The organism is Janthinobacterium sp. 1_2014MBL_MicDiv, assembly GCF_001865675.1.
Lineage (GTDB): Bacteria > Pseudomonadota > Gammaproteobacteria > Burkholderiales > Burkholderiaceae_D > Janthinobacterium.
Map to the genome: position 1 here is coordinate 2,439,115 of NZ_CP011319.1, position 23,332 is coordinate 2,462,446.

Consider the following 23,332-nt stretch of genomic DNA (forward strand, 5'->3'; position numbering starts at 1 on the left):
ATGCGCTGTCATGTAGGGGGTGGAAACCGGATTCTAAATATAATTAATGCAGTTCGAACTCAAAACTTTCCGCCAGGGCCAAGGTGTCTCTTCTTTAGTCTTGCGTGCGAGTAGTTTTTCGGACGCACGTCAGCAGGCTGAGGTTCTTGGCCATCAGGTCATTTCCGTGCGCCGGCAGATACGCTGGAATTTTTCGCGCCGGACGGCCCAATCCTTTTCAGTGCCATTATTTAGTCAGGAGCTGCTTTCCTTGCTGGAGGCAGGCCTTAGTTTGATCGAGATTATCGATCTTCTCGAACGCAAGTCTCGCCACGAAGCATCCAAAAAAGTTCTTCGCACGCTATTCTCCGCACTGCATCAGGGCTATTCTTTTTCACGCGCCCTGGAAGAGTTGCCTGAAGTTTTTTCTCCCCTTTACATCGCGACGATTCGCACTTCGGAACAGACGGGTGATTTGATTGAGTCCCTGCGCCGATACCTGACCTACAACCAACAGCTTAATATTGTGCGCGATAAGATCGTCGCCGCCTCTGTATACCCCGCATTGCTGATTAGCGTAGGCGCCTTGGTCGTCTTGTTTTTGCTCGGCTATGTCGTTCCGCGGTTTAGCCGTGTGTATGAAGACCTGGGACGCGACTTGCCATGGATGTCCCAGTTGCTAATGCATTGGGGGAAATTTGTTGGCGACTATGGTTGGTGGCTGGCCGCCGGAGTATTGGCGACATTTGTAGCTCTCGTGGCGGCTTTCATGCGGCCTGGCACGCGTGCGGGCATTGAGCGTCGCTTGTGGAACATTCCGGCCGTCGGTGAAAAGATGCGTTTATATCAGCTGGCGCGGTTTACCCGTACCTTGGCGATGCTGGTGAATGGCGGGATTCCCTTCGTCACGGCCCTGGAAATGGTCAGCGGCCTACTGCACCAGCCTGGCCTTCGGCATGGCTTGGTGCAGGCGGCTCAGTTGATACGCGAGGGACGTTCGGTTTCCGATGCATTCTCCGTGCATGGCCTGGCCAGTGAGGTTGGCGTCCGCCTGCTGGCGGTCGGCGAGCGATCGGGCAACCTGGGACGCGCGATGGAGCGCGTGTCAGGCCTGTATGAAGATGAATTGGCACGCTGGATAGATTGGTTTGGCCGTTTATTTGAACCCTTATTGATGATAGGTATCGGCCTGATTATTGGCCTGATTGTGATTTTGATGTATATGCCAATTTTTGAACTTGCGAGCAGTATTCAATGACGTCTTCCGCCCATGCTGCTTCACCGCCCGTGATTCCAACTGCCATGCTTGCCGAGTGCCGCGATATTTCGGCCAATGGCGGCGGCACGCTGCTCGATTTGCTGGAGGAACGGTTGCAATTGCCGTCAGAGCAATTCATGCAGTATTTGCAGAATACATTGCATTATCCCGTCCTGGTGTCGGAGGACTTCCATCGCCTTAGCCCCGAGTTTGATGTGCTGCCGTTTACGGAGGCACTGCAGCAAGCCTGTTTTTTAGCCCGCGATGGGGCTGTACTGGTTTGCGTGCTTGCCGATCCATTCAATTTGTCGCTACAGACATCGATCGAAGCCCGCTGCAGGGAACCGATTTCGTGGTATCTCGCGCACCGGGCCGATCTCAAGGCATTCTTTGCCTTTCATGAAAATACGCTGCGGGCCATAGACGATACCCTGCATACGGCTTCCGATGAAACCTCTGTACCGATGATGCTGGAGGATCTGTCGCTGAGTTCTATTGCCGGCGATACCAATCCTGTCATTAAATTGGTTAATTCGACCATTTATGACGCGCTGAAAACGGGAGCCAGCGACATCCATCTCGAAATTACCCGCGCAGGTCTGCATGTCAAGTATCGCATCGATGGCGTGCTAGCCAGCATCGCCAATTTCCAGGGACTGGAAATGGCCGAACAGGTGGTGTCGAGAATCAAGGTGATGGCGGAGCTGGATATCGCCGAACGGCGCATTCCGCAAGATGGCCGATTCAAGCTGTCTGTGCGAGGGCACGAAATTGATTATCGTGTTTCCATCATGCCCAGTCTGATCAGCGAAGATGTGGTCATCCGTATCCTGGACAAGCGCAATCTGACGGATCAGATCCAGGGGCTGCGTCTGGATTTGCTGGGTTTTAATCCGGCCACGCTTTTGCAAATACGCCGTCTTGCGCGCGAACCGTACGGCATGCTGCTGGTGACGGGCCCCACCGGCAGTGGCAAGACCACCACCATGTATGCGGCCTTGTCTGAAATTAATAATGGCCAGGACAAGATCATCACCATCGAGGATCCTGTCGAATATCAGTTGCCCGGCGTCTTGCAGATTCCCGTAAATGAAAAAAAGGGCTTGGGATTCGCCCGCGGCCTGCGTTCCATTTTGCGCCATGACCCCGACAAGATATTGGTCGGCGAGATACGCGACCCCGAAACCGCACAGATCGCCATTCAATCGGCCCTCACCGGGCATTTGGTTTTTACCAGCGTCCACGCGAATAACGTGTTCGATGTATTGGGCCGTTTCCTCCACATGGGGGTCGATACCTACAGTTTTGTTTCTGCTTTGAATGGCATCCTGGCGCAGCGCCTGGTGCGTTTGATATGCCCCAAATGTACCGTGCCCTATCAGCCCTCCCTGGAAGAACTGGAACTGTCGGGCATTGATGGCGCTGACGCCTCTGCCATGCATTTCTGCAAAGGGCAGGGTTGCGGTCACTGCCGCGGCACCGGTTATCAGGGGCGGCACGCCATAGGCGAGGTATTGATGCTGAATGACGAATTACGCGAATTGATCATATCCCGCGCTCCTATCCGCACGATCAAGGAAGTCGCGCGCGCAAAAGGCACGCGTTTCCTGCGCGATTCGGCGATCGAGTTATTGGCACAAGGCAGGACTACGCTGGAGGAGATCAACCGTGTCACTTTTGTTGCGTAATAAATTGCGCGTTGTCCTCTGTCGCGATCAATTATCGTTGACCGTCACGGCCCGCGGCTGGCGCCAGCCAGCGGCCGACCCCATCGTCTTAAGCTGCAAGGCGGCCGATGGTGCTGCGGAATGGGCGCCGGCGCTGGCGGCGCTGGACGGCTGGCTGGCTGGGAACAAGATGGCTGCGACAGTGGAGTTTATCTTGTCGGACAGGCTGGTGCGCTACGCCATGATGCCATGGTCCGCAGAGATAACGAGTGAGGCGGAGCGTCGTGCCATGACCCAGATTCATTTTCAATCGCTGTATGGCGCAACAGCGGGAGCATGGGAAATTCAGATGTCACAGGCTGGCTATGAGCAGGCACGCCTTGCGTGTGCCATCGACCCGCAGTTATTGCATGCACTGCGCGCCCTTGTTTCCACGCACAAGTTGCGCCTGGCGTCGTTGCGCCCCTATTTGATGAATGTTGTTAAGCAATGGCGCAAGCAAATGACAGGCGATGTCTTGCTCGCTGTGATGGAATCGGATCAATGCACGATGGCAGGTTTTAAAAATGGGGGCTGGTGCAGCGTCCGTGGTGTCCGCCTGCAAACGCACGCCGCTACAGATATGGGCTTGCTCATCGAGCGTGAGCTCGTGTTGCAGGGCCTCGAGGGCGCAACAGTCTATTTGCATGCGCCAGGTCTCGCGCCAGCCGTTCAATTGCGCGGCGGCGGCGCCGTCGTGGTGCTGGCGAATGTGGCCGGCGGCGTAGCGCAGGCTCCTTCCATGGTGATGTCGACATGCGCAATGTGATGATGCGGAAGCTGGACCTGGATTTTGTACGCCAGACGCGTCCATTGAAAACACTGGGCGTGGTGCTGTTCTTGTTTGCCGTGTCAGGCATGGCGCTGGTGACGCACGCATATCTCCAGCGTAAAGGCGAGTTGGATACCTTGCAGCTGCAAATGCAAAAGCTGACCCAGTTGACGCGGAAAGTGAGGGAAACAGGCCTGACTGAAAAAAAAGCGACAAAGCAGGTTCAGCTTGAACTGACGCTTGCCCAGCGCGTCATAGGCCATCTGGCAATGCCATGGGAGCCATTGTTCCAAACATTGGAATCGACCTTGGGCGAGGACGTGAGTTTGCTGAGCGTGATTCCAGATACGGAAAAAATGACCTTGAGCGTAACGGCGGAAGCCAAGAACCTGGCCGCCATGATCAGTTATCAGCAGCGCTTGGCTGGTGATCCGCTATTCCAGGATGTTTATATCGCCAGCCATCAAACACAGCAGCAGGACTTGCAGAAGCCCGTGCGCTTCATGGTCAATGCCCGCTGGGTCGATCCCGCTCTGCATGACGCGGCACAGGCCGAGCAGGTGGTCCCATGACGGCAAAGACCCATTTCCAGCGCTATGTCTGGTGCATCAAGGAATATGCGGCGGCCCTGGCCTGGCCGGGCATGTTGGCCATCGCGATTGCTTTGACAGCGGTGCTTGTGGCAGGCGTGTTATTGCGGCCCCTATCCGGGCAGATGAGTGGCTTGCAGCAGCGCGTTGCGCAGGCCAAGGCCGCCCATGGCGGAAGATTGATGCAATTGCCTGCTGCCGACGGGGCAATTGAGCAGTTGCGACAGTATTACCAGTTCTTTCCTGCCAAGGAGACCTTGGGCGTCTGGATGGGACGCTTATATGAAACTGCCGCCGAGAATGGTATTGCCCTGGATCAAGGGCAATACCAGTTGTCTCACGATGGCAAGGGCAAACTTTGGCGTTACGAAATTGTGTTGCCTGTGCACGGCAGTTATCCGCAGGTACGGGCCTTCCTCGCGCAGGTGCTCGCCAAAATCCCTCACCTTGCGCTGCAGAGTGTTTCCTTCGAGCGCCAGAAGGTTGGCGATGCCATGGTCGAGGCGAACATCAGATTGACGCTATATCTCAGTGAAAATAATGCTTAAGAGAAAGCCTATTTTATACGCGCTGCTGGCGGCGACCATTGTTGCCGCTGTCTGGCCGGGCGCGGACGATGCTTCGGCAGTGGTGGAGCCCAGTGTGGCAGTGCGGCCCGTGAAGGTCGCCGTGGCAGCCCCGGGGGCCAGCGAGCCCAAGCCTGCGGATTTGGCTTTGTATAAGCTCGAGCGCGCATCGATGGTGGTGACCACGCAGAATCCGTTTGCGACGACTTCCTGGTTCGTGGCGCCACCGCCACCGCCGCCACCAGCGGCCGCCGCGCCGCCACCGCCACCAACGGCTCCCGCGATGCCGTTTGTGTATGCCGGCAGATTGCAAGGGACGGGCGGACGCTGGACATACTATCTGACGCGCGGAGACCAATCGTTCGCCGTCAGCCGCGGCGAAACATTCGATACCTCGTATCGCCTGGACAGTGTCGATGACAGCAAGATGGTCATCGAATACCTGCCCTTATCCGTCAAGCAGACGCTTTCCCTGATGGGGGAGTCGTGAGGCAGGTGCAGCGCGGATTCACCATCGTGGAAATGCTGGTCACGGTGGTACTGGTATCCATTTTGGCCAGCGCGGCATTTCCCATGGCTGAACTGGCTTTCCAGCGTGACAAGGAGCAGCAGTTGCGGCGCAATCTGAGGGAGATACGCGAAGCCCTGGATGCATATAAGCAGGCAAGCGATGACGGGCGGGTGATGCGAAAGGCTGACCAGTCAGGATATCCGCCGAATTTGCAGGTCTTGCAGGATGGCGTGCCGAATGCGAAGGATCCGGATGGCGCGCCGATCTATTTCTTGCGGCGTATTCCACGCGATCCATTCTTTGAGAAAGAGGATATGCGACCGGCTGCGGCAACCTGGGGAACGCGCAGTTATGCCTCCAGCGCGGCCGAGCCGAAAGAGGGGGCGGATGTGTTTGACGTTTATTCGACGATGGAGGGCGCTGGCATCAACGGCATCGCTTATCGGGAATGGTAGGGATAATGAGAAAAGATCAGCGCCGCCATGGCGGCTTCACCTTGATCGAATTGCTGGTCGTAATGACGATAATCGCCACCTTATTAACGCTGGCTGCGCCGCGTTATATGGGGAATGTAGACAAGGCAAAGGAGTCCGTATTATCGGAAAACCTGGCGACATTACGGGATGTGATTGACAAGCACTATGCGGACACGGGATCTTACCCGATGGTGCTGCAGGACCTGGTGACGCTCAGGTATATGCGCAAAATACCGCTTGATCCGATGACCGATAGTAACCTGACCTGGGTGATCGTGGCGCCGCCGGATACCCAAAAAGGCGCGGTATTTGATGTGCATAGCGGCGCCAAGACCCGGGCGCGTAACGGCAGTTATTACCGTGACTGGTAATACGTTACGGCAGCCGCCTTTGCCAAATTGCGCGGGATTTACTTATCTGGCGCTGCTGTTTGCCGTCAGTATTGCCGGTTTGGTGCTTGCTGGCGGCGGCGTCCTGTGGTCGCATGCGCAGCAGCGCGAAAAAGAAGGCGAGCTACTTTTTGTAGGCAATGAATTTCGCCGGGCAATTGGCGCCTATTACGAAAAAACGCCAGGCACGCTAAAACGCTACCCAGCCACTTTTGACGATCTCATGGAAGATCGCCGCTTTGCCGCGACCACCCGCCATTTGCGCCGGATATATGCGGACCCGATGACTTCACGTTCCGAATGGGGCATCGTTACTGGTCCGGATGGCGGAATTATGGGCGTCTACAGCATGAGCGCGGGCACGACCATCAAGCGCTCCGGTTTTCGCCAGCGCGACGCCGGGTTTGAGATGGCCGAGCACTATGGCGAATGGCGGTTTGTTTATGAGTCACCCGCAGTAATCGTGGATAAAACGGATGTGATGAAAAAATGAAAATATTTTTAATTGTTAAAAAAATAGTTTCCCTGTAGAGTCACGGTCTTATTTTATTTTGGCTTTTCTTGGTTGAGAAAAATCGCCGGGCGGTGGTCTGGCATGTACTTCGTATAAGAATGAAAGAAAAATACATGATATTTAAATGGCGGACAACGCTTGGGGCAATTTTTGCCTCTCTTTCCCTGGCAGGTTTTGCGCATGCAGCCATGCACACGCCTGGGAAATTTGCTGTTAGCGCACTTGGAACGGCAACCTATTCCATACCGATACCCGTACCTCCGGCGACGGCAGGTATGGGGCCCAAGCTGGCCCTGGATTTTAATAGTCACTCCGAAGCAGGGCTCATGGGAAAAGGATGGGGAATAGTCGGCCTGTCGGCTATTCTCCGCTGCGGCCAGACCATTGCGCAGGATGGCGGTGTGCCGGGAGCAATTAACTTTGACGGCAATGATCGTTTTTGCCTCGACGGTGAACGGCTGGTCGTCAGCAATGGTGGCGTTTACGGTGCCAATGGCACGGAATATCGTACTGAACGCGATAGCTTTTCCAGAATCATCTCTTATAGCAACGCTGGTGGCGGACCTGCATGGTTCAAGGTATGGAATAAAAGTGGTGAAGTCATGGAATATGGTGGAACCGCGGATGCCCGTATTGAGGCACAAGGTAAAGCTACTATCAAAACCTGGGCAATAAATAGAGTCCAAGACGCAGCAAGTAATTTTATGACAGTCAGTTACATCAAAGAAGCTGGCACCGGTGATTATTACCCGAATAATATTGAATATACGGGTAATGTCAATGTAGGGATGGTGCCTAATAATTCTGTCCGATTCAAGTATGAGCAGAGGCCTGACCCTGCCACGATGTATCAGGCTGGCACCACATTAAAAACCACGGTGCGCTTGAGTAATATTGAAACGTATTCTGGTTCATCGCGAGTAATGGATTTTCGCCTTAAGTATGGAAATTACTTTTCCATGTCCCGTCTGGAAAGCATCACGCAGTGTAATGGCGCTGGAGTGGAGTGTCTTCCAGCGACCACATTTGGATGGATAACTAATCGCGCCCTTACTCCATTGAGCGAAGAGTGGTTAAAAGAGGGGACAGCTTTAAATACAGGCGAACCTGCTATGTGGGAAGAGATTCCGCAAAATGGTGCCGGCCAACCGAATGCGCCTATATTTGAGGGAGGACGTTCATTTTTAATTGGAGATATTAATGGGGATGGTAAGATAGATTTAATTCAGTTATCCCAAAGAAATAACACTCAATGGATATTGCCGTTAATATCCAATGGTGCTGGCTTTGTTGCGGGTACTTGGCACGATACTGGTGTGGCCGGTTATGCAAAGGTGGCTGGTGATATTAATGGCGATGGTAAAGTTGATGTTGCTATTGTCGGGGCTGGCTATATTCTTCCGGTATTTTCAACAGGATCGGGTTTTTCTAATGGAGTGTTGGCGAATTATCCAGGTTCCTTGGTCAGTGACGCGAACACTTGGCATGCAGTCGATGTTAATGGCGATGGTAGGATAGATCTTGTACAGCAAAAAATGAATAATGACGAACTTAGTTTGTCGACATTTATATCGAACGGGAGTGGGTTTAATTCTGGTAGTTGGGAGAAGGTAAGTACGCGCCAGACTAATGGGCCTATATATGGTGTTACTGTTGAGCTTTTGCCAGCTGAGCTGAATAATGATGGGAAAAAGGATTTTATTCAGGTATGGCGCCAAGCAGGAATAGGGAATATATGGGTACTTCCTTTGTTGTCAAATGGATCTGGCTATAGCGCTGGGGTTTGGTTTGATACTGGAATAAAGACATATAATTCGGGTGGTAATGCGCAACCATTGAGTGATCAGCATCTGGTAATTGATTTAAATGGCGATGGACTGGATGACTTTGTTGTTGTTAGAAAGTATTCATCTTGGTCTGGACAAAAAGAAGGAATTGATTATTTTCCATATTATTTCAATGGGATGGCATTTATTTCCAATCCATCAATATGGCATGATGGGCCGTATCTTTATCCTGCAGAATTGGCTGCGGATAAGACAATAGTAATGGATTTGAATGGTGATGGTCGTATGGACCTGGTGCAAACTTGGCTGATGAAGAATACTGCGAGCATGCCTGGTGAAATGTGGCTGCAGCCATTAGTGTCAGCAGGGCCGAACGGGCGCTTGTATATGCCGCCTCATAATACAAAAAGAAAAGGGACGACGACAAAGATACGCTATCGTTATGGAAAAAATGGAAGCCGCGCATACAGAGACGATGGTCCAGGCCTAATAGTGCTCGATATTAACGGAGATGGGAAGTCTGACCTTGTCCAACAGAGCTATGCTGATGGCGTGACACCTGTTTCAATACAACCGTATTTTGTTCCGGAGATAGGCCCCGATGTAATGAATTCTATCACGGTGGGAACTGGGGCGCGGATTGACATTCAATACAAGCCATTGACGGACCGTGATGTTTATACTCCGGATACACAGTCAGCATATCCTTTGATAGATATGGCGCCGCCTTTGTATGTAGTATCAAGTGTAAGTAGTTCGAATGGAAAAGGTGGAAAAAGTTCCATAACCTATACCTACGGTGGGTTGAAGCTGGATGCACTCCGTGGCGGATTGGCTGGATTTCGTTGGATGCAGCAAAAGAATAATGAATCGGGAATCGTCAGTTTTCAGGAATATCGTCAGGATTGGCCATATACAGGTTTGCCGGCAAATGCTAAAACAATGCTGGCCGGTCGCGGTAACGGAGATCGTCTGAAAGATACGGCTAGCAGCTACGCATGTATCGATCCAATTTATATGACATTATGCACCGTTGCACCCGGGCGTATTTACTTCCCCTATGCCAGCCAATCCGTTGATTTCTCCTGGGATTTAAATGGTACAGCATTGCCTGTAAATACAGTGACTACTAGCTACGATACTTGGGGTAATGTGAAGCAGATGGTGAGTACTCGTGTTGACGGCGCCGCCGCACACAGTACGATCATGAATAACATTTATAACGCGCCAGATGTGGGCAATTGGCGTGTAGGACAAGTACAGCGGTCGGTAACGACCAATACCGAGCATTCCCCTTACGTGCCGCCATTCCCCTCAGGGCCGATCGGTGTTTCGCCTGGAAGCGAGGGATCGGCCGGGTCAGGTATCAGCAATCCAGGCGGCAATGGCATTGCAACGAGTAGCACATTTTGGGCTGCTGGTTCTCCGTCGCCACTGAAAGCGGCCCCAGGACAAACCGTGGATTTCAAGGTCTATGTCAGGGGAGCTGTCGTGCGGACTGGCTATGTCACTTTCAGGGAAGGAAATGACGTTCTTGCCATCGTGGCGCTGGACGCAAGTGCCTCGGCAGCATTTTCCGGTTCTCTGAACAGCATCGGCCAGCATACGATTACCGCATCGTATTCTGGCGATGCGCGAAACTCGCCTAGCTCCACAGCAACTACTATCGAAGTCAGAAGAGTGGATTTGACGCCGATTCTCATGCTGCTAATGGATGACTAATCTGTATTGCCAATGTGAGCGTCAAGTCATCAGGACGACGGGATAATTAGAATTGTTCAAAGCGAAAAAATAACGAAAGAGATTTTTCATGGGTTATGACTGCAACTGGCTATCTGCACATGCTGTAATTTATGGCAATGCAGAGATGTTGATAAATGTGAATAAAAAAATAAAGCTGGCAAAGATGTATGCGCGCCTTCTTTTGATCTTGTTGGGAGGGGGGGCGCTAATGCAGGCGGTAGCTGCGCCAGTGATGCCGCCCGCCGCCAGCATAAGTCGAACCGTGGCATATGCATATGATCCGGTTACTGGATTTTTGAGTACTGCCACGATGGAGCCGGATAATGCGCAGTTGCGACTGGAGGCAGGCATTAAATATGATGCCTGGGGTAATAGGAATGTGACATCCATTTCATCGACTGCAACGGGTGATAGAGCAATTGCAATGCGGGAAAATCGAATTTCATTCGATGGGCGTGGCCAGTTTGTGTCCGTGGCTACTAACGCCTTGTCGCAAGCCAGCAGTTTTACGTTTGATCCACTATTCGGATCGCAACGAACGATTTCCGATGTGAACGGACTTGCGACAGAAATCAAGTATGACAGTTTTGGCCGGAAAATTCTGGCGATCGGAGCGGATGGTAATCGTATTAAATGGGATTACCAATTCTGTAGCGGCATAAACGGCGGGAATGGTACTTGTCCAACGGATGCTAAATATATTGTTCAGGCAACGCCGCTAGCCACCGATGGGGTAACTGTGGTTGGTGCCTGGAGTAAAACTTACTTTGATGAGTTGGATCGTGCAATTGGGGAAGAGTCGCCGGGATTTGATGGTTCGATAATCACTGTCAGTAGAGAGTATGACGAGCACGGACGCATATCAAGAGTAAGTCATCCTTATTATAAGGGTAAACAGATTCGCTGGAATATCATTGCCTACGATGCTATCGGGCGTGTCAGCACGGTTGTTGGTGCAGATGGTGCGGAAACTACTTATGCATACAATGGGACGAGTAGAACAATTAAGAATGCATTGGGCCAGGTTAAGACGAGCATAACTAATGTTCAAGGGAAAATTTCCAAGTCTATTGATAATGAAGGAAATGTATTAAGTTATTATTACAATGCGTCAGGTGACTTGTGGAAAACAGTCGATGCTAAAGGCAATGTAATTGCAACTGCTTATGATGCCCTTGGCAGAAAAATGCAGATGGATGACCCTGATTTGGGGACTGTAACTTATATTAATGATGTATTGGGACAGGTAGTTTCGCAAACCGATGCTAAAGGGCAAGTCTCAAAATTTTCATATGATAAGCTGGGAAGATTGACGGCGCGCAATCAGTTTGATTTGATTTCTTCGTGGGTCTATGATAGTTGTGAGAAGGGCATCGGGAAGTTGTGCAAGGTTTCGGCAGATAATGGATATGCTGAAACTTTTTCTTATGACAGATTCGGCCGAGATAGTAGTAATGTCGTCAATGTTGATGCAGCATATACAACGTCGGCGACGTATGATGCCAACGGTAGGTTGTCTAAAAAAACATTTCCTGCCGGACTAGGCTTGAATTATGTATATACTCAAACAGGATACCTGAAGGAAGTGCGCGATTCTGATAGTCAAGCCTTGTATTGGGCGGCACAGGAAATGGATGCTGATGAAAGTATGCTTAAGCAGGTATATGGGAATGGCATTGTTACGACAAGGGAATACTATGATGGCAATAGACTTATTAAAAAGATCTATGCTGGCACTGGGAATGGTGTGCAAAATATCGCTTACGATTTTGACCCCATTGGGAATTTGCGCTCTCGGATAGATTATGTACAAGGTCTGACGGAATCTTTCTTGTATGATAATCTCAATCGTGTACAGACCTCCACTGTGAATTCTGGTGCAGCTGGTTTGGTAACGCAGACCTATAAGTACGATCAAATAGGGAATATTGATTCGCGCTCTGGTATCGGGATATATAAATACGATACTTCTCCCAAGGTGCTGCCGCATGCCGTGGGAACTATTCAGCTTGGCAATGGAGGGAGTCGTCGATTTGAATATGATGCTAACGGCAATCTATCGAAAGATTTTACAAGAAATGCAGCTGGAATCAATATCTCTGGTGCGGAGCGCATAATTTCTTATACCAGTTTTGATATGCCATCACGAATTTCAATGGCAGGTAAAAACTTGGATTTTTTATATGATGCGAGTCATGCAAGGATTAAGGAAGTCGGTCCGGATTCTACTACTTTCTATGTGCATCCAAATAATATCGGTGACCTGAATTATGAAAAGGAAATTAGGCGCGACGGAAGTGTGGAACATCGTCAATTTGTGTCAATAGGTGGCGAGATAATTGCTGTTGTTAAACAAAAATCAGGTGTCAAGTCTATTCAATACTTTCACCGAGACCATCTTGGATCTACCGTTGCAATCAGTAATGAGGCGGGGGCGGTGGTTGAAAGGCTTGCTTATGAGCCATTTGGAAAGCGTCAGTATGCTAACGGGGTTCAGGATGCTACTGATTCAATCAAAGGCGTTAACTCCGACAGAGGATTTACCAATCATCAGCATTTGGAGGAGGTTGGCTTAATCCACATGAACGGCCGGGTATATGATCCCGTGATTGCACGCTTCTTGTCCGCAGATCCAACGGTTTCTGATCCGGGAGATCTGCAGTCATTTAACCGCTACGCTTATGCTTATGGAAATCCATTGGCATTTGTTGATCCAAGTGGTTATGCAAATGAGCCGACAATGCCTAACGTAACAGTAACTGAAAGTCAGTGGCGTTATGATCCCATGACCTATGATTATTTCAATGGGCGGTATTGGTCCTATCAAGGCGGGGCTGCTATGACGCCCAATGGCCAAATAGTCAGTATGCGTGGTAGAAAAATAGAATCGGCAGTCAATGGCAGTTATGTCAACGCTAAGTCTGCTGCTCCACGTGCACCTCTTGCTATGACACAGGCGACACAGGCTAAAGAGGAAGGTTTTGTTGAGAAGCATGTCAATAATAGCCTCTGCGCTTTCCGCCAGTGCAACATTTGGGAACAGGCGCAATCTGCTTTCCTGGGAATGTTTGGGATGGTTGGAGATGCTGGTGCAAAGGTTACTATCACCGTTGCAACGGTGCTTCCAGTCGGGCAGGTAGGTTTGGAGGTTGGAACTGCACGACAATTGGCAAAGAATAAAGTTTTTGCGACAAAGAATGCCGGTGAGCTGAAGAATATTTATAATTGGGGAAATGGTCCGGAAGGGGTCGCAGCTGCGAGACAGTCCCTAGATGCAGCGGCGATGGCTAGGATTCAGGCGTCTGTCAGTCGAGCTGAAGTGGAGGCTACACACAAAATGTACATTAAGGTTGCTGAAGAGGGTAGGGGCGGTGTCGTTGCCCCTGAACGCGCAGCTTACATGGAAGATATTCTCAATCTTTGGAAATAGGTGATATATGTCGAATGCGCACTTGATGCTGCCACTACAAAACGAATGTTCTAGTGCTATGAAGATTCTCTTGGAGCCACTTTCGGAGTACTTTATTTTGAAACCTGGCGAAAAAGTTGAGATTCATGCAACATTTGATGAGCGTACAATCCATAATTCTTTTACTGTTGCGCCAAATGATTCATTTTTGACAGTGTATGCGCCTGGTGATATTGCGGGGTTTATTGACTGCTATATGATGCGTGATGGAATTCGGTTAACTCCGGATGGGAATTAAATTTTTCATTGGAAATTTTTAGAAAACTGCGGCTCGGCTATTTAGGGAAAGATTTCGAATTTCTTTGAATAGGCGAGCCGATATAGTAGATGGCATTGCTGATGTCGCGTTTATGTCGAATTATTTCTTGCGGGCAATATTTAAATTGTCTGACCACCCCGTTGTATTTTCTGAAGTATCAAATTGTCAGTCTCTAATATGAAATTCCGTAAAGTTGTATCTGCCACTGTTACTTTGCTCCTGCTGTCAGCCTGCGCCGGCGAACGCGAACATCGTTCGGGCCTGAATTTGCTTGCCGAGGGCAAGACGGAGGATGGGCTGAGCAATCTGGAAAGCGCCGTGGCGCAGGCGCCTGATAATTCGCAGTATCGGCTGGACCTGCTGAGTCGCAGGGCGGAGCAGGTTGGGCGCTTGCTGGCCTCTGCCGAGGTCGAGCGCGGTGCCGGGCGCTTCGATGAGGCGCAGTCGCTGTATGAACGCGTGCTGAAGATCGAAAAGGCCAACAGTCGGGCGTCGCATGGCATCGAGCTGCTGGCGCGCGAGCGTTTGCATGGACCGCTGATCGTGGAGGCGCGCGAGTCGTTCAAGCGGGGCGACCTGGATCGCGCGTTGGGGCTGTTGCGTCCAGTCTTGTCCGAGAGTCCTTCGGATGTCGAGGCGCAGGCGCTGAAACGCCAGATCGAGAGCAAGCAGACGCAGGACAGGACGGTCGAGCCGCTCTTGCAGATGGGGCAGCGCAAGCCGATCAACCTGGAGTTCCGCGATGCCAGCGTGCGCATGGTGTTTGAAGCGCTGGCGCGTACCAGCGGCGTCAATTTTATTCTGGACAAGGATGTCCGTCCCGATTTGCGCACCACCGTATTCTTGCGGCAGGCAACATTGGAAGACGCGATCGAGTTCATTCTGCAGACGAGCCGCCTGGAAAAGAAGGTCTTGAACAGCAGCACGATTTTGATTTATCCGAATACCACGGAGAAATTGAAGGATTACCAGGAATTGGTGGTCAAAGGCTTTTACTTGGCCAATGCCGATGCCAAGCAGACCCAGGCGATGCTGAAGGCTTTGCTGAAATCGAAGGATACGTTTATCGATGAAAAGCTCAACCTGCTGGTCATGCGCGATACCCCGGATGCGGTGCGCCTGGCGGAAAAGCTGATCGCCATGCATGACCTGTACGAGCCGGAAGTGATGCTGGAAGTCGAAGTGCTGGAAATCAAGCGTTCGCGCTTGCTGGAAATGGGGATCCAATGGCCGAGCCAGCTGGTGCTGGCGCCGATCGGCAGCATCGGCGGCACCACGCTGAGCGACTTGAAGGGGCTGAACGCTGACCGCATCACGGCCAGCATCGGTCCCACCACGGTGAATCTGCGCCGCGCCGTCGGCGACGCGAATATCCTCGCCAATCCCCGCATCCGCGCGCGCAACCGGGAAAAAGCCAAGATCATGATCGGCGACAAGGTCCCTGTGTCGACCTCGACGACGACGGCGACGGGCGTCATTTCCGAGAGCGTGCAGTATCTCGACGTCGGTATCAAGCTCGATGTGGAACCGACGATTTACCTGGGCGATGAAGTCGCCATCAAGATCGGCCTGGAAGTGAGCTCCATCAGCAACGAGGTGCGCACGCCCGGCGGTTCGCTGGCTTACCAGATCGGTTCGCGTTCGGCGTCGACCGTCCTGCGCCTGAAGGATGGCGAGACGCAGGTGCTTGCCGGCCTGATCAATGACGAAGACCGCATGGCCGCCAACCGCGTACCGGGCGTCGGCGATATTCCTGTGCTGGGCCGCTTGTTTTCCAGCCAGAAGGATGACCGCAACAAGACGGAAATCGTGCTGTCCATCACGCCACGCCTGGTGCGCAACATCAACCGTCCTGACGCCGCCGCCAGCGAATTCTGGTCCGGCACCGAGTCGGCCTTGCGCACGCGTCCATTGACGATGCAGGTCGCCAATGAAAAGCAGGGCCTGGACCCCGCTGCGCCTGGTGCGGGACAAGGCGTCATGGCGCGCGGCGCGTCTCCGATGGCTGGCCAGGAAGAGGGGCCAGGAGCGCCACGCAAGGATATCGAGCCGGTGGCGGTCAGTTTGCAGTTGCAGGCGCCCGAGCAGGTGAAGGCGGGGCAGCAATTCAAGCTTGCCGTGCGCATCAAAAGCGATGGCGACTTGCGCAACCTGCCGCTGCAGATCGCCTATGACACGACGGCCTTCCAGGTAATGGGCGTGGAAGAGGGCGGCTTCTTCAAGCAAAATGGCGGACAAAGCACGCTGTCGAGCAATGTGGATGCGACGACGGGCCGCATCTTCGCCAGTGTGCTGCGTTCAGGTACGGCGGGCGCGCGCGGCGAGGATGTGGCGGCCGTCATTACCTTGAAGGCCTTGAAGGCCAATCCGAAGGCGGAAGTCAGAATCCTGTCGTCGACACCGATTACCGTCAATAACAGGACGATTGAGCCCGTGATGCCGGCGCCGCTGGCGATCAAAGTTGTCGACGGCAAGTAGTTCGACTGCGGGGCTGTGGGTAGCCGATGGTGCTTGAACGGGACCTGCGCGGGAAGAGGCATGCTGCGCAGGGGCCGCGTATCGCCGGGTAATCACGGCGATTTGCGGCAGGTTCTTCCCGCGTTCTTTTGATGCGATGAGTGTAAATCATTGCTGAGGGATGTGATACGGCGTTGTATATGATGAATGACTTACCAGGAATTGGATGCTGATGAAATATCGTTCGAAAATAGCCAAATTGGCCGTGTGTCTTTTTTTATCGGCATTGAGCGGCAGTGCTGCAGCCGGCTGGACGGTTGCCAAGATATCCTCGATTGTCGTCTATGAGGATGGCGATGTCGTCTATGTGTTTCCAGAGGGTGGAGTCAAGGACGCACCTGCGTGTCATGGTAGCAATGGCGATTATTTATCGTTTTCCTTGAAGCGTCGGTATGCCAGGGAATATTATGCTGGCATGCTTGCCGCATATACCGCTGGGAAAACTGTCAGGTTTCGCGGGCTTGACGCGTGCAAGGATCAATCGATGTCAGAGACACTGATGTACTTCGAGCTGATGTAAGTTTTGATGGGCATGCCTATGTAGATGCCATCATTGATATGCGAGGGTGACCAGTATCTCATCAAATGCCTACTCCGAGGAGTAGGCATTTTTCATTAGAGGTGGCCGGTATCACAGCGCCTGGCCCTGCGTCGGGGCGTCAAGGCATGCCCGTGGCCCCACCGCAATCGCTTGCCGCCGACGCACACACTTCCCAGCCGCCGCCCAGTGCCTTGTAGATGCCGACGATGGCCAGCCGCTGCCCGGTGCGGGCGGCGGCCAGTGCGCGCCGGCTAGCGAAGTCGGCGCGCTCGGCGTCGAGCACATCCAGGTAAACGCCTGCGCCTTGCGCGAAGCGCAAGCGGGCAAGGCGGGCCGCTTCGCGCTGTGCCGCCGACTCTTGCAGGCGCAAGCCCAGCGTGTCGCCTGCGGCGGCATAGGCCAGGAAGGCGTCGTCCGTTTCCTGCAGCGCGCGCAGGATGGTCTGGTCGTAGACGAGCAGGGCTTCCCTGGCGCGGGCCTCGCTGGCGGCGATGCGGGCGCGCACGCGGCCCGTATCGAGAAAGGACCAGCGCAGCACGGGGCCGAGGAAGCCGGACAGGGCGCCCGCGTCGCCCATCGCGTCGAGACTGCCCGCCACGAAGCCGATCGAGCCTTGCACCTGCATTTCCGGGTAGAGTCCGGCCGTTTCCACGCCGATGCGCGCCGTCGCCGCGGCGAGACCGCGTTCGGCCGCCGCGATGTCGCTGCGCCGCGCCAGCAGGGCGGCGGGATCGCCCACGGCGAGCGGGCGCACCGCCAGCGTCGCAGCGGCGGGCGCGGCGGCCGGCAAGCTGAACAGTTGTGGTGTTTCGCCCACGAGGATGGCCAGCGCGTTGATGGCGGCCGCGCGGCGCCGCTCCAGTGCCGGCGCTTCCACCTCGACCTGGCGCAGCAGGGCGACGGCGCGCAGCCGGTCGACTTCGCTGGCGGAACCGGCGCCGACCTGCCGTTCGACCAGCGCCAGGCTGTCGCGCTGGCTGAGTCGCAGGTCGGCGACGACAGCCAGTTCGGCCTCGATGCCGCCCAGCTCGAACCAGGTGGCGGCCACCGCGGCGGCCACGCTGGCCTGCACGCCGCGCAGCAGCGCCTGGCGCGAACCGGCTTGTGCCTCGGCCGCTTCCACGGAGCGCCGCACGCGGCCAAACAGGTCGATTTCCCAGCTCGCATCGATGGCGCCGCGATAGCTGTCCGTGCGGCGCGGCTGGCCGGACGGCATTTCGGCGTCGCTGCGCCGGCGCTGCTCGACGCCGAGCGCGGCACCGCCGCGCGGCAGGAAGCCCTGGCCGCTTTCGCGCAGCATGGCTCGGGATTCGTCGAGCCGCGCGGCGGCGATGCCGATGTCGTGGTTGGCCGTCAGCGCGCGCCCGACCAGCGTGCTCAGCGCCGCATCGTCGAAGGCGCGCCACCACTCGGCCTCGACGGTTCCGACGCCGAGGCCGGCAACCGGCTGGCCGAAGCTGGCGGGCAGCCGCGACGCGGGCAGGGTTGGCGCGGCATAGTCGGGCCCGGCCGCGCATCCGGCCAGCAGGGCGAGGGCGCCCAGTGGCAATACAACTGTTTGATATAGATTTCTCATGACGTGCTTTCCTCCAGGTGCGGTTGGGGGGCGGGCTGGCGCCGCTCGAAACGGGCCGCCAGGCCGCGCATCGCCACATAAAACACCGGCGTCAGGAACAAGCCGAACAGGGTCACGCCGAGCATGCCCGCGAAGACCGCGATGCCCATGGCCTGGCGCATCTCGGCGCCGGCGCCGCTGGCCAGCACCAGCGGTACGACGCCGGCGATGAAGGCGAGCGAAGTCATGACGATGGGCCGCAGCCGCAGCCGGCACGCCTCGATGACGGCTTCCAGCGCGCTGGCGCCCTGCATTTCCAGGCTGCGCGCGAATTCGACGATCAGGATCGCGTTCTTCGCGGCCAGGCCGACCAGCACGACGAGGCCGATCTGCACGAAGACGTTGTTGTCGCCGCCCGTCAGCCAGACGCCGGCGATGGCGCTCAGCAGACACATCGGCACGATCAGCAGCACGGCCAGCGGCAGCAGCCAGCTGTTGTATTGCGCCGCGAGGATGAGATAGGCGAGCAGCACGCACAGCGGGAAGATGAACAGCGCCGCATCGCCGGCCAGTTTTTGCTGGTAGGTGAGGTCCGTCCACTCGAAGCTCATGCCTTCAGGCAAGACTTCCTTTGCCAGCCGTTCCATCACGGCCACAGCCTGTCCCGAGCTGACGCCCGGCATCGCGCCGCCCGACAGGTCGGCCGATGGATAGCCGTTGTAGTGCATCACGCGGTCCGGGCCGGAAGCGGGCGTGACGGTGATGAACGAGGACAGCGGCAGCATGGCGCTGGCCGCGTTGCGCACCTGCAGGCGGCCGATGGCTTCGGCCTGCATGCGGTGCTGCGCGTCGGCCTGGGCCGTCACCTTGTAGGTGCGGCCGAAGCGGTTGAAGTCGTTGACGTACAGCGAGCCGAGATACACCTGCAGCGACTCGAACACGTCGGCCAGGTGCACGCCCTGGCTCTTGGCCTGGGTGCGGTCGATGGCGACATCGAGCTGCGGTGCATTGATGTCCAGGCTCGTGAGCAGGCCGGCCACCTGGCCCGATTCGCCGGCTTTCGTCATCAGGACCTGGGTGTGCCGCGCCAGGGCGTCGAGCCCGGCGCCGCCGCGGTCCTCGACCTGCATCTTGAAGCCGCCGGTGGCGCCCAGTCCGGGCACCGGTGGCGGCGGGAATACGCCGAGGTAGCCGTCGGGGATGCTGGCGAATTTCGCCTGCAGGCGGGCGGCGATGGCCGTCGCGCCAAGCTCCTGCGTGGTGCGGTCCTTGAACGGGTCGAGCATGACGAACATGACGGCCGCGTTCGGCACATTGACGAAGCCGTTGATCGACAGGCCGGGGAAGGCGACGACGCTTTCCACGCCCGGCTCGGCCAGCGCGATCTTCGACATCTGCCTGACGACGGCGTCGGTGCGGTCCAGCGATGCCGAGTTCGGCAACTGGGCGATGCCGACCAGATAGTATTTATCCTGCATGGGCACGAAGCCGGGCGGCACGGCCTTGAAGCCGAAGAAGGTCAGCGCGAGCAGGCCGCCATACACGAGCAGCGCCACGCCGCTTACGCCCACGACCTTGCGCACCGTATTGCCATATGCGCCAGGCGCGCGCTGGAACGGCTTGCCCAGCAGGTGCAGCAGATGGTCGGCGCGTCCGCGCAGGCTGCGAGGATCGCGTGGCGGACGGGCGCTGCCTGTCTTGCGCGGGCGCAACAACAAGCCGGCCAGCGCCGGGCTGAGCGTGAGGGAGTTGACGGCCGAGAGGATGGTCGAGATGGCGATGGTCAGCGCGAACTGGCGGTAGAACTCGCCTTGCAGGCCGCTGAGGAAGGCGGTCGGGATGAAGACGGCGGCCAGCACCGAGGTGATCGCGATGATGGGGCCCGTGACCTCGTCCATGGCGCGCCTGGCCGCCTGCGCGGGTTCCTCGCCGTTTTCGATGTGGCGCTCGACATTCTCGACGACGACGATAGCGTCGTCGACGACGATGCCGATCGATAGCACCAGGCCGAACAGGGACAGGGTGTTGAGCGAAAAGCCCATCAGGTGCATGACGGCGAAGGTGCCGACCAGCGATACGGGCACGGCCATGAGGGGTATCAGCGAGGCGCGCCAGTTGCGCAGGAACAGCACCACCACCAGCACGACGAGCAGGGTCGCCTCGAGCAGGGTGGTGGCCACCGATTCGAGCGAGGCGCGCACAAACACGGTCGGATCATAGGCGATGCGCGAACTGAGGCCGGCCGGGAAGTTCGCTTCCAGGCGCTGCATGGTGGCGCGCACGGCTTGCGCCACATCGAGCGCATTGGCGCCGGGACTCTGTATGATTTGCAGGGCGACGGCCGGTTCGCCGTCAAGCAGGCTGCGCAGTGCATAGGCGTCGGCCCCCATCTCGATGCGGGCCACGTCGCGCAGGCGCGTCACCTGGCCATCACCGCCCGTGCGGATGATGATGTCGCCGAACTGTTCCTCGTCCGTCAATCGCCCCAGCGTATTGACCGTCACCTGGAAGGCGGCCGTCGAATCGGGCGCCTGGCCGACGGACCCGGCCGCCACCTGCACGTTCTGCTCGCGCACGGCGGCAATCACGTCGCGTGCCGTCAGGCCGCGCGCGGCGACCAGGTCCGGGTCCAGCCACAGCCGCATGCTGTATTCGCCGGCGCCCCATACGAGCACATCGCTGATGCCGGGGATGCGCGACAGCTCGTCGCGCACCTGCAGGTAGGCGTAATTCGAGATGTACAGCGGGTCATAGCGCTTGTCCGGCGACAGCAGGTGCACCACCATCAGGATGTCCGGCGAGGTCTTTTGTGTGACGACGCCCTGGCGCTGCACTTCTTCAGGCAGGCGCGGCAGGGCGCGCGCCACCCGGTTCTGCACCTGGACTTGCGCCATGTCGGCGTTCGTTCCCTGCGCGAAAGTGACGCTGAGTATCATCCTGCCATCGGTCGCCGATTGCGACGACATATACAGCATGCCTTCGACGCCGGTGATCGCCTGTTCGAGCGGCGCGGCCACTGTTTCGGCGATGACCTTGGGATTGGCGCCCGGATAGGACGCCGTCACCTGCACGGTGGGCGGCGTGACGGCCGGATATTCGCTGAGTGGCATCTGGAAGAAGGCGACGATGCCGGCCAGTACCATCAGCACCGACAGGACGATGGCAAAGATGGGGCGGTCGATGAAGAAACGCGGGAAGGACATCATGCGCCTCCCGAGGCGTGCGGCGCCGCGATGGGCGTGCCGTCGATGGCGGCCGGCTGCGGCGTCACCTGCATGCCCGGGCGCACGAGGCCCTTGACGACGATGCGCTCGCCCGCCTGCAAGCCTTGCTCGATCACGCGCAGGCCGTCGACCACGGGGCCCAGCTCGACCGGCCGGAATTCCGTCCTGTCGTCCTTGCCGACGACGAGCACGTAGCGGTGCCCCTGGTCCGTGCCGATCGACAGCTCGGAAATGAGCACCCGCGCTTGCGGCGCGCCCGTCTCCAGCTTGACCCTGGCAAACAGGCCGGGCGTCAATTTCCCATCGGCATTGTCGACGACGGCGCGGATGCGCACCGTGCCCGTGCCGCGCTCGGCGCTGTTGGCGAGGAAATCGACGCGGCCCGAGCGCGCATACGTCTTGTCGGTGGCGAGGGCCAGCCGCACCGTGGCCGCTTGCCTGCCTTGCAAGCTGGGCTTGTCGCGCTCCGCCGCGAGCGAGCGCAGGTAGGTGCGCTCGTCGACGTCGAAATACACGTGCAGGGGATGGGTCGAGACGATCGTCGTCAGCGGCGTCACGCCGCTGGCCACGTAATTGCCTTCGGTGACGAGGGTTTGGCCGACCCTGCCGCTGATGGGCGCCGTCACGCGGGTAAAACCCAGCTCCAGCCGCGCGGCATCGAGCGCCGCCTGCGCGGCATCGACCTGGGCCTTGCCTGCCTGCAGCGCGGCCGTTGCCGTATCGAGGCGGTCTCGCGCGACGATCTTTTGCGCGAACAGCTGTTCGGCGCGCGCATGTTCGGCCTGGGCCAGCAGCGACGCCGCTTGCGCCGCGCGCAGGCGCGCCGTGGCCGCATCGAGCGCGGCCTGGAAGACGCGCGGGTCGATACGGAAGAGTTCGCTTCCTTTCTCGACGTAGCGTCCTTCGGGCACGCTCACCTGCCGGATATAGCCGGCCACCTGCGGGCGCAGCTCCACGCGTTTGACGGCCGTCAGTGCGCCGGTGAATTCGGTAAACGGCGTCACGGGACGCACGATGACCTCGGCCACGGGAACGCCGGGCGGTGTTGCTGCGGCCGGTGGGGGCGCCGCCTGCCGGCAGGCGGAGAGGGTGAGGGCGGCGCCGAGCGCCGCCGTAATCACGCTGATGCGTTTGATTGTCATTTGTTGCCTTTCGCGACGGTTGTCGACCTGGTTTTGTCGAGCTAAAAACAGCTCCCATGGCCTTTATCCGACTTGCCACGCCGGGAAAGTCAAGTCTTATTGCCCGTGTCCGCAATTTTTCCGGGCGCTGCCGGCCGAGGCGAGACCGTGATGCCGATGCCGGGCGAGGCGGTACAGTGGAGGGACGGGGAAGGGGGATGGGCGGCAGGCACTGGTGAAAAACAATGCCTTTTTGATATAATTCCGTCTCGTCATCCGGTGCTCCGTTTTGCGATGCAAAACCAAACGGCGCCGGAGTTTACACAAATAGCGGCAGGACAGTCTAAAATAGATG

General features: G+C 56.4%; 17 protein-coding genes. 14 read left to right on the plus strand and 3 right to left on the minus strand.

All coding sequences use genetic code 11. From position 1 onward, the window contains the following. The first annotated feature begins 46 nt into the window (after positions 1–46). The 14 genes from YQ44_RS10575 to YQ44_RS10640 all read left to right on the plus strand — a co-directional run bounded on the left by YQ44_RS10575 (position 47) and on the right by YQ44_RS10640 (position 17,056). Positions 47–1,237, plus strand: coding sequence for a type II secretion system F family protein (locus YQ44_RS10575; protein WP_071323343.1), 1,191 nt, complete (start codon positions 47–49; stop codon positions 1,235–1,237). Beyond that, a complete protein-coding gene (locus YQ44_RS10580) occupies positions 1,234–2,925 on the plus strand; it encodes a GspE/PulE family protein (protein ID WP_083411757.1) in 1,692 nt (563 codons plus the stop codon). The genes YQ44_RS10575 and YQ44_RS10580 overlap by 4 nt, the downstream gene beginning before the upstream one ends. Beyond that, on the plus strand, positions 2,906–3,712 hold the full coding sequence (locus tag YQ44_RS10585) for a hypothetical protein (protein ID WP_156894776.1): 807 nt from the start codon (positions 2,906–2,908) through the stop codon (positions 3,710–3,712). The genes YQ44_RS10580 and YQ44_RS10585 overlap by 20 nt, the downstream gene beginning before the upstream one ends. Then, positions 3,700–4,287 (plus strand): PilN domain-containing protein, encoded by a 588-nt coding sequence (locus YQ44_RS10590; protein ID WP_156894777.1) that lies wholly within the window; start codon positions 3,700–3,702, stop codon positions 4,285–4,287. The genes YQ44_RS10585 and YQ44_RS10590 overlap by 13 nt, the downstream gene beginning before the upstream one ends. Continuing rightward, positions 4,284–4,853, plus strand: coding sequence for a hypothetical protein (locus YQ44_RS10595; RefSeq protein ID WP_071323347.1), 570 nt, complete (start codon positions 4,284–4,286; stop codon positions 4,851–4,853). Before YQ44_RS10590 ends, YQ44_RS10595 begins: the two co-directional genes overlap by 4 nt. Further along, positions 4,846–5,361 carry a hypothetical protein gene (locus tag YQ44_RS10600; RefSeq protein ID WP_071323348.1) on the plus strand — a complete coding sequence of 172 codons (516 nt, stop codon included), beginning with the start codon at positions 4,846–4,848 and terminating at the stop codon, positions 5,359–5,361. The genes YQ44_RS10595 and YQ44_RS10600 overlap by 8 nt, the downstream gene beginning before the upstream one ends. Positions 5,362–5,393: 32 nt before the next feature. After that, positions 5,394–5,837, plus strand: coding sequence for a type II secretion system protein (locus YQ44_RS10605; protein WP_083412126.1), 444 nt, complete (start codon positions 5,394–5,396; stop codon positions 5,835–5,837). 5 nt (positions 5,838–5,842) lie between these two features. Continuing rightward, positions 5,843–6,229, plus strand: a complete 387-nt coding sequence (locus tag YQ44_RS10610; protein ID WP_071326393.1) for a type II secretion system protein — start codon at positions 5,843–5,845, stop codon at positions 6,227–6,229. Continuing rightward, positions 6,219–6,740 carry a type II secretion system protein gene (locus YQ44_RS10615; protein WP_198043907.1) on the plus strand — a complete coding sequence of 174 codons (522 nt, stop codon included), beginning with the start codon at positions 6,219–6,221 and terminating at the stop codon, positions 6,738–6,740. The genes YQ44_RS10610 and YQ44_RS10615 overlap by 11 nt, the downstream gene beginning before the upstream one ends. A gap of 134 nt (positions 6,741–6,874) precedes the next feature. Next, complete coding sequence (locus tag YQ44_RS28850; protein ID WP_198043908.1) at positions 6,875–10,270, plus strand: FG-GAP-like repeat-containing protein; 3,396 nt, start codon at positions 6,875–6,877, stop codon at positions 10,268–10,270. Positions 10,271–10,358: 88 nt separating this feature from the next. Continuing rightward, positions 10,359–13,721, plus strand: coding sequence for an RHS repeat domain-containing protein (locus YQ44_RS28220; protein ID WP_083411759.1), 3,363 nt, complete (start codon positions 10,359–10,361; stop codon positions 13,719–13,721). Between the two features lie 25 nt (positions 13,722–13,746). Next, positions 13,747–13,998: a hypothetical protein gene (locus YQ44_RS28855; RefSeq protein ID WP_156894779.1), complete on the plus strand. Its 252-nt coding sequence runs from the start codon at positions 13,747–13,749 to the stop codon at positions 13,996–13,998. A 234-nt stretch (positions 13,999–14,232) separates the two neighbouring features. Further along, on the plus strand, positions 14,233–16,497 hold the full coding sequence (locus YQ44_RS10635) for a type IV pilus secretin PilQ (protein ID WP_232251249.1): 2,265 nt from the start codon (positions 14,233–14,235) through the stop codon (positions 16,495–16,497). A 205-nt stretch (positions 16,498–16,702) separates the two neighbouring features. Beyond that, complete coding sequence (locus tag YQ44_RS10640; RefSeq protein WP_198043909.1) at positions 16,703–17,056, plus strand: hypothetical protein; 354 nt, start codon at positions 16,703–16,705, stop codon at positions 17,054–17,056. 139 nt (positions 17,057–17,195) lie between these two features. Here the strand turns inward: YQ44_RS10640 and YQ44_RS10645 are convergent, their stop codons facing one another. Genes YQ44_RS10645 through YQ44_RS10655 form a run of 3 tightly spaced genes read right to left on the minus strand, consistent with a single transcriptional unit; the run spans position 17,196 to position 22,998 of the window. Beyond that, entirely contained in the window at positions 17,196–18,653 is a 1,458-nt protein-coding gene (locus YQ44_RS10645) for an efflux transporter outer membrane subunit (RefSeq protein ID WP_071323355.1), read from the minus strand. Then, positions 18,650–21,835, minus strand: coding sequence for an efflux RND transporter permease subunit (locus YQ44_RS10650; protein ID WP_071323356.1), 3,186 nt, complete (start codon positions 21,833–21,835; stop codon positions 18,650–18,652). Before YQ44_RS10650 ends, YQ44_RS10645 begins: the two co-directional genes overlap by 4 nt. After that, positions 21,835–22,998, minus strand: a complete 1,164-nt coding sequence (locus tag YQ44_RS10655; protein ID WP_071323357.1) for an efflux RND transporter periplasmic adaptor subunit — start codon at positions 22,996–22,998, stop codon at positions 21,835–21,837. Before YQ44_RS10655 ends, YQ44_RS10650 begins: the two co-directional genes overlap by 1 nt. Positions 22,999–23,332 lie beyond the last annotated feature (334 nt).

What these genes read in the sequence shown, in the direction of transcription:
- YQ44_RS10575 (WP_071323343.1), top strand. Translation starts at nt 47, where the DNA reads ATGCAGTTCGAACTCAAAACTTTCCGCCAGGGCCAAGGTGTCTCTTCT.
- YQ44_RS10580 (WP_083411757.1), top strand. Translation starts at nt 1,234, where the DNA reads ATGACGTCTTCCGCCCATGCTGCTTCACCGCCCGTGATTCCAACTGCC.
- YQ44_RS10590 (WP_156894777.1), top strand. Translation starts at nt 3,700, where the DNA reads ATGCGCAATGTGATGATGCGGAAGCTGGACCTGGATTTTGTACGCCAG.
- YQ44_RS10595 (WP_071323347.1), top strand. Translation starts at nt 4,284, where the DNA reads ATGACGGCAAAGACCCATTTCCAGCGCTATGTCTGGTGCATCAAGGAA.
- YQ44_RS10600 (WP_071323348.1), top strand. Translation starts at nt 4,846, where the DNA reads ATGCTTAAGAGAAAGCCTATTTTATACGCGCTGCTGGCGGCGACCATT.
- YQ44_RS10605 (WP_083412126.1), top strand. Translation starts at nt 5,394, where the DNA reads ATGCTGGTCACGGTGGTACTGGTATCCATTTTGGCCAGCGCGGCATTT.
- YQ44_RS10610 (WP_071326393.1), top strand. Translation starts at nt 5,843, where the DNA reads ATGAGAAAAGATCAGCGCCGCCATGGCGGCTTCACCTTGATCGAATTG.
- YQ44_RS28850 (WP_198043908.1), top strand. Translation starts at nt 6,875, where the DNA reads ATGATATTTAAATGGCGGACAACGCTTGGGGCAATTTTTGCCTCTCTT.
- YQ44_RS28220 (WP_083411759.1), top strand. Translation starts at nt 10,359, where the DNA reads ATGGGTTATGACTGCAACTGGCTATCTGCACATGCTGTAATTTATGGC.
- YQ44_RS28855 (WP_156894779.1), top strand. Translation starts at nt 13,747, where the DNA reads ATGCTGCCACTACAAAACGAATGTTCTAGTGCTATGAAGATTCTCTTG.
- YQ44_RS10640 (WP_198043909.1), top strand. Translation starts at nt 16,703, where the DNA reads ATGCTGATGAAATATCGTTCGAAAATAGCCAAATTGGCCGTGTGTCTT.
- YQ44_RS10645 (WP_071323355.1), bottom strand. Translation starts at nt 18,653, where the DNA reads ATGAGAAATCTATATCAAACAGTTGTATTGCCACTGGGCGCCCTCGCC.
- YQ44_RS10650 (WP_071323356.1), bottom strand. Translation starts at nt 21,835, where the DNA reads ATGTCCTTCCCGCGTTTCTTCATCGACCGCCCCATCTTTGCCATCGTC.
- YQ44_RS10655 (WP_071323357.1), bottom strand. Translation starts at nt 22,998, where the DNA reads ATGACAATCAAACGCATCAGCGTGATTACGGCGGCGCTCGGCGCCGCC.